This is a genomic window from Novosphingobium sp. B1 (genome assembly GCF_900176395.1).
Classification (GTDB): domain Bacteria; phylum Pseudomonadota; class Alphaproteobacteria; order Sphingomonadales; family Sphingomonadaceae; genus Novosphingobium.
Genome location: NZ_FWXL01000001.1, coordinates 89,169 through 103,628 on the forward strand (window position 1 = coordinate 89,169; position 14,460 = coordinate 103,628).

General features: G+C 63.3%; 14 protein-coding genes. 5 read left to right on the top strand and 9 right to left on the bottom strand.

Translation table 11 applies throughout. The features are described 5' to 3' along the window. Position 1: 1 nt before the first annotated feature. The 3 genes from B9A23_RS00465 to tyrS all read right to left on the bottom strand — a co-directional run bounded on the left by B9A23_RS00465 (position 2) and on the right by tyrS (position 3,103). Positions 2–1,303: an MFS transporter gene (locus B9A23_RS00465; protein ID WP_254894904.1), complete on the bottom strand. Its 1,302-nt coding sequence runs from the start codon at positions 1,301–1,303 to the stop codon at positions 2–4. 91 nt (positions 1,304–1,394) lie between these two features. Further along, positions 1,395–1,730: a PilZ domain-containing protein gene (locus B9A23_RS00470; protein ID WP_084276732.1), complete on the bottom strand. Its 336-nt coding sequence runs from the start codon at positions 1,728–1,730 to the stop codon at positions 1,395–1,397. Positions 1,731–1,873: 143 nt separating this feature from the next. Beyond that, positions 1,874–3,103 carry a tyrosine--tRNA ligase gene (gene tyrS, locus B9A23_RS00475; RefSeq protein WP_084276733.1) on the bottom strand — a complete coding sequence of 410 codons (1,230 nt, stop codon included), beginning with the start codon at positions 3,101–3,103 and terminating at the stop codon, positions 1,874–1,876. A gap of 47 nt (positions 3,104–3,150) precedes the next feature. Between tyrS and B9A23_RS00480 the strand changes: the two genes are divergently transcribed. Continuing rightward, a complete protein-coding gene (locus B9A23_RS00480; RefSeq protein ID WP_084276734.1) occupies positions 3,151–3,693 on the top strand; it encodes a DOMON-like domain-containing protein in 543 nt (180 codons plus the stop codon). Next, entirely contained in the window at positions 3,690–4,889 is a 1,200-nt protein-coding gene (locus B9A23_RS00485) for an exo-beta-N-acetylmuramidase NamZ family protein (protein WP_084276735.1), read from the top strand. Before B9A23_RS00480 ends, B9A23_RS00485 begins: the two co-directional genes overlap by 4 nt. A 22-nt stretch (positions 4,890–4,911) precedes the next feature. On the opposite strand, the gene B9A23_RS00490 is transcribed toward B9A23_RS00485, so the two are convergent. After that, complete coding sequence (locus B9A23_RS00490) at positions 4,912–6,093, bottom strand: vWA domain-containing protein (RefSeq protein WP_084276736.1); 1,182 nt, start codon at positions 6,091–6,093, stop codon at positions 4,912–4,914. A 161-nt stretch (positions 6,094–6,254) separates the two neighbouring features. On the opposite strand from B9A23_RS00490, the gene B9A23_RS00495 reads away from it, so the two are divergent. Then, positions 6,255–7,154 (top strand): L,D-transpeptidase family protein, encoded by a 900-nt coding sequence (locus tag B9A23_RS00495; protein ID WP_084276737.1) that lies wholly within the window; start codon positions 6,255–6,257, stop codon positions 7,152–7,154. A gap of 4 nt (positions 7,155–7,158) precedes the next feature. On the opposite strand, the gene B9A23_RS00500 is transcribed toward B9A23_RS00495, so the two are convergent. Then, positions 7,159–7,581, bottom strand: coding sequence for a GFA family protein (locus tag B9A23_RS00500; protein ID WP_084276738.1), 423 nt, complete (start codon positions 7,579–7,581; stop codon positions 7,159–7,161). A 92-nt stretch (positions 7,582–7,673) separates the two neighbouring features. On the opposite strand from B9A23_RS00500, the gene B9A23_RS00505 reads away from it, so the two are divergent. Continuing rightward, positions 7,674–8,417 (top strand): glutathione S-transferase family protein, encoded by a 744-nt coding sequence (locus B9A23_RS00505; RefSeq protein ID WP_254894905.1) that lies wholly within the window; start codon positions 7,674–7,676, stop codon positions 8,415–8,417. Between the two features lie 41 nt (positions 8,418–8,458). On the opposite strand, the gene B9A23_RS00510 is transcribed toward B9A23_RS00505, so the two are convergent. After that, the gene (locus B9A23_RS00510; protein ID WP_084276740.1) at positions 8,459–9,304 is read right to left on the bottom strand and encodes an AAA family ATPase; all 846 of its coding nucleotides are present in this window, start codon (positions 9,302–9,304) and stop codon (positions 8,459–8,461) included. A 238-nt stretch (positions 9,305–9,542) separates the two neighbouring features. Between B9A23_RS00510 and B9A23_RS00515 the strand changes: the two genes are divergently transcribed. Next, the gene (locus tag B9A23_RS00515; RefSeq protein ID WP_084276741.1) at positions 9,543–10,319 is read left to right on the top strand and encodes a hypothetical protein; all 777 of its coding nucleotides are present in this window, start codon (positions 9,543–9,545) and stop codon (positions 10,317–10,319) included. Between the two features lies 1 nt (position 10,320). On the opposite strand, the gene B9A23_RS00520 is transcribed toward B9A23_RS00515, so the two are convergent. From B9A23_RS00520 to B9A23_RS00530, 3 genes are all read right to left on the bottom strand, one after another. Continuing rightward, positions 10,321–11,100 carry a DUF2059 domain-containing protein gene (locus tag B9A23_RS00520; RefSeq protein WP_084276742.1) on the bottom strand — a complete coding sequence of 260 codons (780 nt, stop codon included), beginning with the start codon at positions 11,098–11,100 and terminating at the stop codon, positions 10,321–10,323. Positions 11,101–11,102: 2 nt separating this feature from the next. Next, the gene (gene parE, locus B9A23_RS00525; RefSeq protein ID WP_084276743.1) at positions 11,103–13,103 is read right to left on the bottom strand and encodes a DNA topoisomerase IV subunit B; all 2,001 of its coding nucleotides are present in this window, start codon (positions 13,101–13,103) and stop codon (positions 11,103–11,105) included. 147 nt (positions 13,104–13,250) lie between these two features. Next, positions 13,251–14,417, bottom strand: coding sequence for a penicillin-binding protein activator (locus B9A23_RS00530; RefSeq protein WP_084277453.1), 1,167 nt, complete (start codon positions 14,415–14,417; stop codon positions 13,251–13,253). Positions 14,418–14,460 lie beyond the last annotated feature (43 nt).

Below are 14,460 nucleotides of genomic sequence, written 5' to 3' on the forward strand. Positions count from 1 at the left end.
CCTATCTGTATCGTGCTGCAAAGGTTCGCGCGTTCTTCAGTTCCGGGAAAAGGAAGAACCAGGCCGCGGTCACGGCAATCGCGCTGACCCCGCCGAAGATCACCGCGCCGACCGCGCCGATGAGCGCGGCCGCCACGCCGGACTGCATCTCGCCCAGTTCGTTGGAAGCCGAGATGGCAAGGCCGGAGATCGAGGACACGCGCCCGCGGACGTTGTCCGGGGTGTGCAACTGCACCAGCGTGCTGCGGATGAACACCGAGACCATGTCGCCCGCGCCAATGCCGACGAGCATCAGCAGCGAAAGGTAGTAGTTCGTCGACAGGCCGAAACCGATCGTGAAGAGGCCATAGAACACCACGCCCAGCAGCATCTTGTTGCCGACATTGTGCGTGATGGGGCGGCGCGCGAGTACCAGCGCGACAAGCGCCGCGCCAAGGCCAGGCATCGCGCGCATCAGCCCAAGGCCGTCGGCACCCACCGGCTGTCCATCGATGAACAGGATGTCCCGCGCGAAGACCGGCAGCAGGGCCGTCGCTCCGCCAAGCAAAACCGCAAACAGGTCGAGGGTCACGCAGCCCAGCAGGAACCGGTCGTTCCAGACGAAGGTCAGCCCTTCGAGGATCTGGCGCACCGGGTGCACTGCGCGGTTGCTCTCGGGCGGGGGCAACCGGCGAATGCCGAATATGCAGATCGCCGATAGGGCCAGAAGCCCAACCGCCGTCCAATAGGGCAGGGAAGGGTGCCCGGCGAAGAGCAGGCCGGCGATTGCAGGTCCGCCGACAGAGCCGGTCTGCCATGCCATCGAATTGATCGCCACGGCCTTGGGCATCAATTCTGCCGGAACGACATTGGGGGCGACTGACGACAAGGCCGGGCCGATGAAGACCCGCGCCGTCCCGTGCAGGGCACCCAGGCCGAACAGCAGCGGCAGGGACAGTGCCCCGCTGTAGGTGGCGATTGCCAGGGTAAGCGCCACGGTCATGTCGAGGCAGATCGAAAGTCCGGCCACGTTGCGGCGGTCGAACCGGTCGGCGACGACGCCGGCCACGGGGGTCAGCAGGAACAGCGGCAGAAATTGCGCAAGGCCAAGCAGGCCGAGCTGGAACGCTGCCTGCGCGATCGACATGCCGTACTGGCCGCGCGCAACGTCATAAAGCTGATAGCCGAGGATAACGACCATCCCCGACGTCGCCAGTACCGAAAAGAACCGCGACACCCAGAACCGGCGATAGTCCGGAATGGCGAGCGGTGTCGTCGGCAAGCGATCGGGCGAGAGCTGCGCTGCAGGGGGCGTGTCGTTCACGCCGCGCTCATAACCAGAGCGATGGGACCTTGCCAAGAAAGCAAAGTTTTATGCGATACAGGAAAGCACAGCGCATTGGCCGCGCGGCCGGTCAGTCGCTGCGCGGTTTCACCGTCGGCTGAAGCGCGCGGATCATCTTGTTGAAATCGTCGAGGCGGATGATCCGCTCGAACTGGAACCCGGCGCGGTCCCCGTCGGTCCAGACGAGAAAGGCCTCGATTCGCCCCACCACCGGCAGTCGCACGGTCACCCGCTCTCCGCGTCCAAGGTTGTCGACGTCAGTGGCCATGAAGCCCGTGGTCGAGACGTTGGCGAAATGCAGCATCACGTCGCCAAGCGCGCGATGTTCGCCGATGACCGGCAGATTTACGGGGTGCCTGGTCGAACGACGCAGGTCGGTGACCGAAAGCTGTGCTCCGCCGCGCATCGTTCCTCCTCGGCGCTAGAGTGACTATGCCGAAGGGTATATGTCCAAAATGGCGAACAATTCGTAAAGCCGGCGGCAAGTCCTTGCCGGAAGCGGCACGGACTTGCCGTTAGCAAGGCGGAAACTTCCCCGTTCCGGCAAAATCAGGCGCGGCGCAGAATCCCGTGCTTCTTCTTGCCCGAAGACACGCGAATTTCGTTCTGGCTGAGAGAGATAACGTGCGAATCGTCGGTGATTGCAACGCCTTCGACGCGCGCCCCACCGCCTGCGATGAGGCGCTTGGCCTCGCCACGGCTTGCCGCAAAGCCCAGCCCGGCCAGTGCGTCGACAAGACTCACCGTGTCGCCCGCAACCTCCAGAACGGGTAGGTCCTGCCCCAGCCCGCCACCGGCAAAGGTTGCAGCAGCAGTTGCCTCGGCCGCCTTTGCAGCCTCGTCGCCGCGAACAAGGCGGGTGACCTCGTTGGCCAGGACGACCTTGGCGGCATTGATCTCGCTGCCCTCGAGCGCTTCCAGCCGCACGATCTCGTCCAGCGGCAGGTCGGTGAACAGGCGCAGAAACTTGCCGACGTCGCGGTCGTCGGTGTTGCGCCAGAACTGCCAGAAGTCCCACGCGGGCAGGGCGTCCTCGTTGAGCCATACGGCGCCAGCGGCGGTCTTGCCCATCTTCTTGCCATCAGCCGTCGTCAGCAGCGGCGTCGTCAGGCCGAACACCTCGCGCCCATCCTTGCGGCGGGTGAGTTCGATGCCGTTGACGATATTGCCCCACTGGTCTGACCCGCCCATTTGCAGGCGCACATCCATCTCCTTGTTGAGATGGCGGAAGTCGTAGCCCTGCAGGATCATGTAGTTGAATTCGAGGAAGGTCATCGGCTGTTCGCGTTCCAGCCGCAGCTTGACCGAATCGAAGGTAAGCATGCGGTTTACGGTGAAGTGCGTGCCGACTTCCTGAAGCAGTTCGATATAGCCGAGCTTGCCGAGCCAGTCGTGGTTGTTGACCATCACCGCGTCAGTCGGGCCGTCACCGAACTTGAGCAGCTTGGCGAAGACCGTGAAGATCGAGGCGATGTTGTCCTCGATCGTCTGGTCCGAAAGCATCTTGCGGCTTTCGTCGCGGCCGGTCGGATCGCCGATACGCGTCGTACCACCGCCCATCAGCACCACCGGCTTGTGCCCGGCCTGCTGCAACCTGCGCAGCATCATGATCTGCACAAGACTGCCGACGTGAAGCGATGGCGCGGTGGCATCGAAGCCGATATAGCCCGGCACCACGCTCCCGGTCGCCAACTTGTCGAGCCCTTCGGCATCGGTAAGCTGGTGGATGTAGCCGCGCTCGTCGAGCATACGGAGGAGGGTGGACTGGTACTGGGTCATCGGTGCCTTCTTTCCTGTGGCGGCGCGCCTAGCACGGAGAACAGCGCTTGGAAACGTTCGAGCTTCATGCCCACCCGGCAACGCCGCCGCTTGCCGTAACCGGCCTTTCCGCCCGCTTCCTGACGGTGGACGGGCAATGGTCGACCTTGCGCTGGCGTGTCGAGGGCGCAGGCTCGTTGGTGCTGCCACCCTTTGCCGGGAAGGTGCGCAGCGATGGCCTGTGGCAGGCCACCTGCTTCGAACTGTTCGTGAAGCCCCGTGGCGGGCAGGGATACGCCGAATTCAACTTCTCGCCGTCCCAAGCCTGGGCCGCCTATGATTTCAGCGCCTATCGCGAGGGCATGACGGACCGACCTGTTCCACGCTCGCCAGTCTGCACACCGCGCCAGGGACAGTCCGTCCTCATCTTCGATGCCGCGCTGCCGACCGGCGCGCTTCCGGCTTTGCCCTTCGAATTCGGGCTGACTGCCGTGATCGAGGAGGAGGGCGGTCACAAGTCCTATTGGGCCATCGCCCACCGCCCGGATCGCCCAGACTTTCACCACGCATCTTGCTTCGCCGGCGCGCTTGAGGCACCGCGCGTTTCATGAAATTCGGTATCGACCGGCTGCTTGCCGACCCCGCCCTGAGGAAGCCGCTTGATGGCCAGCGCGTAGCGCTTGTCGCCCACCCTGCTTCCTTGACCGAAGGGCTGGTTCATTCGCTCGATGCGCTGATTGCGGCGGGCGTAAACGTAACGTCGGCGTTCGGGCCGCAGCACGGGCTGAAGGGCGACAAGCAGGACAACATGGTCGAGACCGCGGACGAACTCGATCCGCTTTATGGCATTCCGGTGTTCAGTCTTTATGGCGAAGTGCGCCGCCCGACCAGCCAGATGATGAGCACGGCCGACGTGTTCCTGTTCGACCTGCAGGATCTCGGCTGCCGCATCTACACCTTCGTCACCACGCTGCTCTACCTGCTCGAAGCGGCGCATGGCACCGGCAAGGCGGTGTGGGTACTTGACCGGCCCAATCCGGCGGGCCGTCCGGTTGAGGGCACCACTCTGCTTCCGGGCTGGGAAAGCTTTGTCGGCGCAGGCCCCATGCCGATGCGCCACGGCATGACTCTTGGCGAGATGGGCGCGTGGTTCGTCGATCACTTCAAGCTCGATGTCGATTACCGCGTTATCGCGATGGAAGGCTGGTCGCCTGATGCCGGCCCCGGCTTCGGCTGGCCTGAAGATCGCATCTGGGTAAATCCCTCGCCCAACGCCGCCAGTCTCAACATGGCGCGCGCCTATGCGGGCACCGTCATGATCGAAGGGGCGACATTGTCGGAAGGGCGTGGCACGACCCGGCCGCTTGAGGTGCTATTCGGCGCGCCAGACGTCGATGCCAAGGCCGTCCTTGCTGAAATGCAAAGCTTTGCGCCGCAATGGCTGCAGGGCTGCGCGATCCGCGAATGCTGGTTCGAGCCGACCTTCCACAAGCACGCAAAGACCCTGTGCAGCGCGCTGATGGTCCATGCCGAGGGTTCTTTCTACGACCACCACGCCTTCAGTCCGTGGCGGCTGCAGGCCCTGGCCTTCAAGGCGATCCGCCGGCTCTATCCTGACTACCCGATCTGGCGCGACTTCCCTTACGAGTACGTGTTCGACAAGCTCGCCATCGACGTGATCAACGGCGGCACGGCCTTGCGCGACTGGGTGGACGACATGGGCAGCAGCGCCGCCGACCTCGAAGCGATTGCCAGCGCAGACGAGGCCGCGTGGATCGACGAACGGCGCCGCTTCCTGCTCTACTGACCGTGCCCGATGCTGGTGCGGTTCAATGCTTCTTGCGCGTCAGTTCGCGCATTGCACCGTCCAGCCCTTCAAGCGTGAGAGGGTACATCGATCCGCCGATCAAGTCCTTGATCATCTTGGTCGATTGCGAATAGGTCCACTGCTTTTCCGGCACCGGATTGAGCCACACGGTTGCCGGATAAGTCTGCGCCATGCGGTGCATCCACACTGCGCCGGCTTCCTCGTTGAAGTGCTCGACGCTGCCGCCAGGATGGCTGATCTCGTAAGGGCTCATTGCCGCATCGCCGACGAAGACCACCTTGTAGTCGTGCCCGAACTTGTGGAGGATATCCCAGGTCTTGGTGCGGTCTGACCAGCGGCGCTTGTTGTCCTTCCAAACGCCTTCATACAGGCAGTTGTGGAAGTAGTAGAATTCCATGTTCTTGAATTCCGCCGTGGCGGCGCTGAACAGTTCCTCGACCAGCTTGATGAACGGGTCCATCGAGCCGCCGACATCCAGAAACAGCAGCAGCTTGACGGCGTTGCGCTTTTCCGGGCGCATCTTGATATCGAGCCAACCTTGCCTTGCGGTGCCCTCGATCGTGCCATCCAGATCGAGCTCGTCCGCCGCACCTTCGCGGGCAAAGCGGCGCAGGCGTCGCAGCGCCACCTTGATGTTGCGGGTGCCAAGTTCGCGCGTGTTGTCGAGATTGGCGAATTCCCGCTTTTCCCAGACCTTCAGCGCGCGCTTGTGCTTGCTCTCGCCGCCGATGCGGACACCTTCGGGATTGTAGCCGGAATTGCCGAACGGGCTGGTGCCCCCGGTGCCAATCCATTTGTTACCGCCCTGATGGCGCTTTTCCTGTTCCTCGAGCCGCTTTTTCAGCGTCTCCATGATCTCCTCCCACGAGCCGAGGGACTTGATCTTTTCCATCTCTTCTTCGGACAGGAACTTCTCGGCCACAGCCTTGAGCCAGTCTTCGGGGATGTCGACCGGGCGCTGGCCATAGTCGGTCAGCAGACCCTTGAAGACCTTGTTGAACACCTGGTCGAAGCGATCGAGCAGGCCTTCGTCCTTCACGAAGGTTGCACGGGACAGGTAATAGAACGCTTCGGGCGTCTGTTCGATCACGTCCTTGTCCAGTGCTTCGAGCAGCACGAGATGCTCCTTGAAGCTGGCCGGAATGCCGGCGGCACGCAATTCGTCGACGAAGTTGAAAAACACGGTTCGGCCGCTCCTGACTCTTAATCGGATGGTTAAGCGCTCGCGGGCGATGGAGCAAGCCCCCCGGAACGCCAATGCCTCGCCCGCATCGGGCCAATTAGCGGTTGAGCCGTGTTCTGGCACCGCTAAGCAGGGTAGAACATGGTTAAGGGGTGTTTACCATGAGTCGCTTGCGCGGGCCGTTTGGTGCACTCGCCGCAGTGTTCGTCCTGATCGGGCTTGGCCTGGCGGGCTGGTTGCTGCTTGCGCAGCCGGAGCGAGCAGAGGCGCAAGTCGCCGAAATTACCGAGCCTGTCGTCCAGCCCCTTCCAACCGCGCCGGCCAAGCCAGCCGGGCCGCCGCCGGTGACGGACGTCCTGCAATCAGGCACTCTGATCGTGATCAGCAAGGCAACGCAGCGAATGCACGTCTTCCGCGATGGCGAGATGTGGTCTGCCTCACCGGTTTCGACCGGGCGTCGCGGCCACTCCACGCCGGCGGGCGTATTCCCGATCCTCCAGAAGCGGGTCTATCATCGCTCCAACCTCTACAGCAACGCGCCGATGCCCTACATGCAGCGCCTGACCTGGAGCGGCATCGCGATCCATGCGGGGCATCTGCCGGGCTATCCTGCGTCGCACGGCTGCATCCGTGTGCCGCGCAGCTTTGCCAAGGCGCTGTTCGACTTGACGAGGGCCGATCGGACGACGGTGGTCGTCACCAATGATCCCGTCCGCTCGGGCGAGGAGGCGGTGACCCTGGCCCTGAACACGCAGGCAGCCCGGCCTGTGCTGCCTGCGGCGGCGCCCCCGCCGGTGCGACTGGCTGCTCAGGCTGGCCCTGGTGCCCTGACGACCGGACAGACCATTCAGCTTGCCGCTGCCCCCACGGCCTACGAAGCTGAAGCGCACTGGCAGCAACTCGTCGCGACCTATCCCGAACTCGGCGGCTTCCGGAAGGTCGTGGTTCCGGCGGTGGTTAATGCGCGGCAGGTCTACCGCCTGCGCGCCAGCGCTCCGGGCGCCCACGCCTATTGCAGCGCGCTGCGCCGCCGCGGGCAGGATTGCTTCAACGTGATCTGATCCCTCAGCCGGTCGGCGGCGGGGCAGGGGGTTGGCGGGGCCAGCTCTCGACCGTTGGATCTATCTGCGCCCAGCCCGGTGCGTCATCCGTCCAGATCACCGCCTCGGGTCGCAAGCCGTGGTTGGGGTCAAGAGCCCCGAACCGCACCGTCTTCAGGTGCATTCGCCCCGAACTTTGTCCGAAGATCTGTGTGCCGCACGAAGGGCAGAAGTGAAAGGTCAGCGTGTTGCCGCTGGCGGATTGCCACGTCCCGTGTGACAGCGTGCCGGCGATGGCGACATCCTCGGCGTTGAAGATGGCGTTGTTGGTCGGGCCTCCCGCCGCGATCTGCTGGCACTGACGGCACCAGCACTGCCGCGCGGCGACCGGTTCGCCCGAAATCTCCAGCCTGACCGAACCACAGGCACACCGTCCGCTATAAGCCATCGACCGACCTTCCTTTCCGCGCCAGCGCGATTGGGTATTGTTAGTGTTACATACAATTGTCTATGGTGCATCCACTCGGAGAGGATAAGACCATGACGCTCAAGCTTTACAGTTTCGGACCAGCCGCCAATTCGATGAAACCGCTGCTGACAGTCTTCGAAAAGGGCCTCGATGTCGAGAAGCATCGTCTCGATCCGGCAAAGTTCGAGCATCACACAGACTGGTTCAAGGCGATCAATCCGCGCGGGCAGGTGCCAGCACTTGTCGACGGCGAGAAGGTCGTGACCGAATCCACCGTGATCTGCGAATACCTCGAAGACGAGTACCCGACCGAGGTCTCGCTCCGTCCAGCCGACAGCTTTGGCCGCGCGCAGATGCGGATCTGGACCAAGTGGGTGGACGAATACTTCTGCTGGTGCGTCTCGACGATCGGTTGGCACCGCTATGTCGGCAACATGGTCAAGGGCCTGACCGATGCCGAGTTCGAAGCGAAGGTCGCCGCGATCCCCGTGGTCGAGCAACAGGTGAAGTGGCGTCGCGCCCGCGAGGGCTTCCCGCAGGACATGCTCGACGAGGAAATGCGCAAGATCGCCTATTCGGTGCGCAAGCTGGACGACCATCTGGCCGATCACGAATGGCTGGTACCGGGTCAGTACACGCTGGCCGACATCTGCAACTTCGCCATCGCCAACGGCATGCAGTTCGGCTTTGCTGAGCTGGTCAACAAGGACGACACGCCGCACCTTGTCCGCTGGATCGAGCAGATCAAGGCGCGCCCGGCCGTGCAGCAGATGTTCGCGCAGGTCGAACTCGAGCAGCTGGGCCGGCGCGACTGATGGAATGAAGCCCCCTCCCGCGCAGGAGGGGGTTATGACGATCAGTTGCCCGGACGTCGCGCCATGAAGGCCAGCTTTTCGAACAGCATGATGTCCTGCTCGTTCTTGAGCAGGGCGCCGTGCAGCGGTGGAATGGCCTTGGTCGGATCGCGGTTCTGCAGGACATCCAGAGGCATGTCCTCGTTCAGCAGCAGCTTGAGCCAGTCGAGCAATTCGGAGGTGCTGGGCTTCTTCTTCAGGCCCGGCACTTCGCGGATCTCGTAGAACACTTCCATGGCCTTGGTGACCAGCGTCTTCTGGATGCCGGGGAAGTGGACGTCGATGATCGCCTGCATCGTGTCGCGATCGGGGAACTTGATGTAATGGAAGAAGCAACGGCGGAGGAATGCGTCGGGCAGTTCCTTCTCGTTGTTCGAGGTGATGACGACGATCGGGCGTTCCTTCGCCTCGATGCGCTCCTGCGTCTCGTAGACGTCGAAGCTCATGCGATCGAGTTCCTGGAGCAGGTCATTCGGGAACTCGATGTCGGCCTTGTCGATCTCGTCGATAAGCAGCACCGGCAGCTTGGGCGCGGTAAAGGCTTCCCACAGCTTGCCCTTCTTGATGTAGTTGCTGATATCGTGAACGCGCTCATCGCCCAACTGGCCATCGCGCAGGCGAGCAACCGCATCGTATTCGTAGAGGCCCTGCTGCGCCTTGGTCGTGGACTTCACGTTCCATTCGATCAGCGGCGCGCCGACCGCCTTGGCGATTTCATGTGCCAGCACGGTCTTGCCAGTGCCGGGTTCGCCCTTGACCAGAAGCGGGCGGCGCAGCAGAACGGCAGCGTTCACTGCAACCTTGAGATCCTCGGTGGCGACGTAGTTGCTGGTGCCTTCAAAACGCATCGGCGGTTCCTGTTCTTAATCGTCTGGTTAAGCGATAGGGCGCTCCACGGACCTGTGCAAGAGGCTGCTTTACTGACGCACGCGTCATCATCCTTTCGCTCTGATGACACCTGCGTCAGAAATGGCCGGGGTAGCTGACACGGGCGTCACTTAATTCCGGTATCAAAATGTCGCTGCCAGGATTTGGTAGCTGGTCCCTGATTGCTACTGCGCCGGCCTGCGTGTAGGCGCGCGGCAGATGTTCTCGTGGCGCATGGATCCGGCAGGAAACGGCTATCAGGTATCGCCGCGCGAGCGGGCGGGATCGCTGGTCTTCGCCGCTGTTGCCAGTGCGCTGGTGTTCCTGATCATGTGGAAGATGGGCGCGGTCACCGGCTTTGGCGGTGGCGAGAGTTCGAGGCTGACCGCGATCGACCTGTCGTCTGAAGGACAGGAAGAGAAGAAGGCAGCGCAGCCGGAAAAGACCCAGAAAGACAAGGCGAAGTCACAGGAAGCGGCTGTCCCTGCGACTCCGGTTACCGCACCGCCACCCGTGCCCGTACCGGGGAAGGTCGAGTGGCCTGAAGGCTTCATCGAGCTTTCCCGCAATGACTATCTCGCGACGGACATAGCGAAGATGAAGCGCCGGGAATCGGGCGGGGGAGTCCCAAGCGCTGGCGGCAGCCCCGGCGATTCTGCCAGCGTTGGCCAAGGCCCGGGCGGTGTGCGTCTCTATGCCGCACAGTGGTATCGCGAACCGACCGATGCCGAGATCGGGCCTTACATGCCGCCGCGCCGCACGAACGGCGATTGGGCGATGATCGCCTGCAAGACGGTTGAGAAGTACCACGTCGAGGATTGCCAGGAATTGGGTGAAAGCCCGCCGGGATCAGGCCTTGCCCGCGCCATCCGGCAAGCAAGCTGGCAGTTCCTGGTGCGTCCGCCGCGCGTCAACGGCAAACCGCAGATCGGGGAATGGGTGCGGATTCGCTTTGATTTCCGAGCAAGGAAAGCAGATACAGCACTCGAAGATTAGGCTATTGGCTGGACGGCAGACCTAAGTTCTTTGCCATGAGTGCTGCGAGTTCAGGATCTGTCTTTGCGATGTGCTGGGTCATCGCGACCATGATTACCTGTTCGATCTGCTTGTCCATGCCGGGGGGAGAGTAGGCTACCCATTTCGCATCAATCTTCTGCTTTTCGGGATTGAGGGCGAAAAGGTTCTTGCCCGGGTCTGTCAGATAAAACCCTATCAGGGCCAGCTTGCTGCGCTCCGAGACTTCCGCCTGAAATCGACCTACCGTAGTCTTGTCGTCAGCAGCGAGATCCTGCGTGGTGGGGTTCTGCTCTGCCACGAGGGAGTTGATGACGCTCTGGTTAGAGCGCACGATCGTGATTTCGTCGAGAGCATTGCTGCCGATTGGCGAGCTCCAGAACTCGGCCGTGGTATTTGCATCCTCGACAGATAGATTCTTTCGGTAAAGGTTCGCCAGATCCTCCCGATAAAGCGGGATCGCCATGGTCATGGCATCTTTCATCAGCGGCTCCAAAGCTTCGACAATTGCCTGGTCGAGGCCTGGGAATTCCTCATTCAGGGAGGCCAGCTCCTTATCCTTCTCCATGACGGTCGCAACAGTGGCCGCGGCGAACGGCCTAGCCTGAGCAATCATTCGATCCTGCGCAACGAGCGCCGCTGCCAGCCGATCAAAGCCATCCGCCGGTCGGACCTGTACGGCATCGTTGGTTTGGGCAGCCGCCGTCGCGGAGGGGCCAATCGCGGTCAACGCCAGTATGACAGCCGCCGGCCAGGAGGACATGTTCACGCGTCGATCAATTCGGGATCGATCTCGCTTGCACGGTTCTGGATGAACATGAAGCGCTGGGCGGGATCGCGGCCCATCAGGCGGTCAACGAGTTCCTTCACCGCCGCGCGGCCCTCGTATTCCGGGGGGAGGGTGATGCGGATCAGGCTGCGGGTGGCAGGTGCCATGGTGGTTTCCCGCAACTGCTGCGGGTTCATTTCGCCGAGGCCCTTGAACCGGCCGACTTCGACCTTCTTGCCCTTGAACTTGGTCGCTTCCAGTTCGGCGCGGTGCGCGTCGTCCTTGGCGTAGGCCGAGGTGCTGCCGCTGGTCAGGCGGTAGAGCGGGGGCTGGGCAAGGTAAAGGTGCCCGCGCCGGACGAGTTCGGGCATCTCCTGGAAGAAGAACGTCATGAGCAGGGTGGCGATGTGCGCGCCGTCCACGTCTGCGTCGGTCATGATGATCACGCGGTCATAGCGCAGCGCATCGGGGTTGCAGTCCTTGCGCATGCCGCAACCCAACGCGAGCGCGAGATCGGCGATTTCCTGATTGGCGCGGATCTTGTCAGCCGTTGCGCTGGCGACATTGAGGATCTTGCCGCGGATCGGCAGAATCGCCTGCGTCTTGCGATCACGCGCCTGCTTGGCGCTGCCGCCTGCCGAGTCACCCTCTACGATGAAGAGTTCGGTCTCGCCTTCACCCTCGCCCGAGCAGTCGGTCAGCTTGCCGGGGAGGCGCAGCTTGCGGGCGTTGGTGGCGGTCTTGCGCTTGACCTCGCGCTCCGCCTTGCGGCGCAGACGCTCGTCCATGCGCTCCATCACCGCGCCAAGCAGCGCCTTGCCGCGCTCCATGTTGTCGGTGAGGAAGTGGTCAAAATGGTCGCGCACGGCCGCTTCGACCATGCGGGCGGCTTCGGGGCTGGTCAGGCGGTCCTTGGTCTGGCTCTGGAACTGGGGATCGCGTATGAAGACCGAGAGCATGATCTCGCTGCCGGTGATCATGTCCTCGGGCGCAATGTCCTTCGCCTTCTTCTGGCCGATCAGTTCGGCAAAGGCGCGGATGCCCTTCGTCAGCGCCGCGCGCAGGCCCTGTTCGTGGGTGCCGCCGTCAGGCGTGGGGATGGTGTTGCAGTACCAGCTGTAGGAACCGTCGGACCACAGCGGCCAGGCGATGGCCCATTCAACGCGGCCGTTTTCCTCGCCGTTCGGCCCGAGCGGGAAGTCCTGCCGTCCGGCGAAAGGCACCGAGGTTACGCATTCGCGGCCCGAGACCTGTTCGGCGAGGTGATCGGCAAGGCCGCCGGGGAACTGGAACACGGCTTCGGCGGGCACGTCTTCACTGACGAGCGAGGCGGCGCATTTCCAGCGAATCTCCACGCCCGCGAAAAGGTAGGCCTTGGAGCGGACCAGCCGGAACAGGCGGGCGGGCTTGAACTTCGCATCCTCACCGAAGATTTCGAGATCGGGCACGAACGTGACCTGCGTACCACGCCGGTTGGGTGCGTTGCCGACTTTCAGCAACTTGGTCGTCGGGTTTCCGCGCGAGAACTCCTGCGCGTAAAGCTCCTTGTTGCGGGCCACTTCGATGCGGGTGAGGCTGGACAGGGCATTGACCACCGAGACGCCGACGCCATGCAGGCCGCCGCTCGTGGCATAGGCCTTGCCAGAGAACTTGCCGCCCGAGTGCAGCGTCGTCAGGATGACCTCAAGCGCTGATTTTCCGGGATATTTCGGATGCTCATCGACCGGGATGCCACGCCCGTTGTCCGAGATCGTCAGCCGATTGCCCTCTTCGAGCATGACCTCGATGCGGTTGGCGTGACCGGCAACAGCCTCATCCATCGCGTTGTCGAGCACTTCGGCAGCAAGGTGGTGCAGCGCGCGCTCATCCGTGCCGCCGATGTACATGCCGGGGCGGCGGCGGACGGGTTCAAGGCCTTCGAGGACTTCGATGGCCGAGCCATCGTACGTTTCGGCAGCGCTGGTGGCGGGGAGCTTGTCGAAAAGGTCGTCGGACATGTGAACGGGTATAGAACACGAAGCCCGACACGCAAGCGCCCAAGCCGCCTTATCCGGCGTTTTAGGCGCGCGAAGGTGAAGGGCAGGTGAGCGGTAGGTGAGGCACAGGTCAGGCGCAGGCGGCCCGACCTGTGACGCAGGATTGGCTCAGAACCTGGCAGGTGCCGGAGACACCGTGGCAAATGTGCCTGCGCCAACCTCGCGCACTTCCATCGCCCGTTCCGCCATCCCGCTTGCCGTGAAGCGGAACACGCCATCGAGGCCGATGAACCCTTGCGGATCGTAGAGCTTGGCGGTGGGGAAAGTGGTGCCGGGCTTCCAGTTGCGCGCGACGTTAAGCGTCAGCAGGACGCTGTCATAGCCGAGCGTCGCCAACCGCGAGGGGGTGGCGCCGAAGCGGCCAGTGTAGGACTTCTCGAACTGACCGAAGCGCTGGTCCGAGACGGTGGCGAACCAGGCGCCGCGCATCGCGGCCGAGCGGGCAATCGCCCCATCGCCGCTCCACAGTTCGGTGCCAAGCAGCTTCACGCCCTTGCCGGCCAGTGGCCCCGCCTGCAGCGCGATGCGGCTGCCATCGGCAATGAGCAGGGCGTCAAACCGGCCCTTGTCCTTGGCGCGGCGCACGGCGCTGGCAACCGATGTGTTGCCGCGATCGTAAGTTTCGATGGCGGAAAGGGCGATGCCGTTGGCCTGCGCTGCCTGTGTCAGACCAGCCGTGGCGCGCTGGCCATAATCGCCGGTGGGGATGATCGCCGCGACCGACTTGATGCCGCGCGCCTTGGCAAAGCCGAGCACGCGGGCGATCGACTGTCCCGGTGCCTGGCCCATCACGAAGACATCGCGCGAGGCGACGGCGCTGTCGTTCGAATAGGTGATCATCGGCACCTTGGCGGGACGCGCCGCCGCTGCCACCTGCGTCACGTCGCTGGACAGAAGCGGCCCGAGAATCAGCTTGTTGCCATCGGCGATGGCGCGGGTTGCTGCAGCGCCGGCGCCAGTGGCGGTATCGTAGGTCGTGATGCGCATGTTGGCGGCGTTGGTATCGAGCAGCGCCATCGTCGCGGCATTGGCGATGGACTGCCCGACGGCGGCATTGGCACCGGTCATCGGCACCAGCAGCGCGACCCGGTGACGCCCTGCGTCGGTCGGCAGGACATTCGCATCCGGGCCCTTTTCGACCGGTTCGGTGACCGGCGTCGAACCCTTCGGGATGACCGCGCAACCGGCGAGCAGCGTCAGCGTGGCCGCAACGACCAGCCGGCGGGAATGGCGAAAACCGGTAAGACGTTCTTCGCCCTGGACTCTGTCGTTCATTCCCCGCGCACCCTCTTGTCGCTGTTCGCCCTTGTCGGACAAT

Coding starts and splice junctions, on each gene's coding strand:
- B9A23_RS00495 (WP_084276737.1), top strand. CDS start 6,255: ATGAGTCGCTTGCGCGGGCCGTTTGGTGCACTCGCCGCAGTGTTCGTC.
- B9A23_RS00520 (WP_084276742.1), bottom strand. CDS start 11,100: ATGTCCTCCTGGCCGGCGGCTGTCATACTGGCGTTGACCGCGATTGGC.
- B9A23_RS00505 (WP_254894905.1), top strand. CDS start 7,674: ATGACGCTCAAGCTTTACAGTTTCGGACCAGCCGCCAATTCGATGAAA.
- B9A23_RS00515 (WP_084276741.1), top strand. CDS start 9,543: ATGTTCTCGTGGCGCATGGATCCGGCAGGAAACGGCTATCAGGTATCG.
- B9A23_RS00500 (WP_084276738.1), bottom strand. CDS start 7,581: ATGGCTTATAGCGGACGGTGTGCCTGTGGTTCGGTCAGGCTGGAGATT.
- B9A23_RS00470 (WP_084276732.1), bottom strand. CDS start 1,730: ATGCGCGGCGGAGCACAGCTTTCGGTCACCGACCTGCGTCGTTCGACC.
- B9A23_RS00485 (WP_084276735.1), top strand. CDS start 3,690: ATGAAATTCGGTATCGACCGGCTGCTTGCCGACCCCGCCCTGAGGAAG.
- parE (WP_084276743.1), bottom strand. CDS start 13,103: ATGTCCGACGACCTTTTCGACAAGCTCCCCGCCACCAGCGCTGCCGAA.
- tyrS (WP_084276733.1), bottom strand. CDS start 3,103: ATGACCCAGTACCAGTCCACCCTCCTCCGTATGCTCGACGAGCGCGGC.
- B9A23_RS00530 (WP_084277453.1), bottom strand. CDS start 14,417: ATGAACGACAGAGTCCAGGGCGAAGAACGTCTTACCGGTTTTCGCCAT.
- B9A23_RS00510 (WP_084276740.1), bottom strand. CDS start 9,304: ATGCGTTTTGAAGGCACCAGCAACTACGTCGCCACCGAGGATCTCAAG.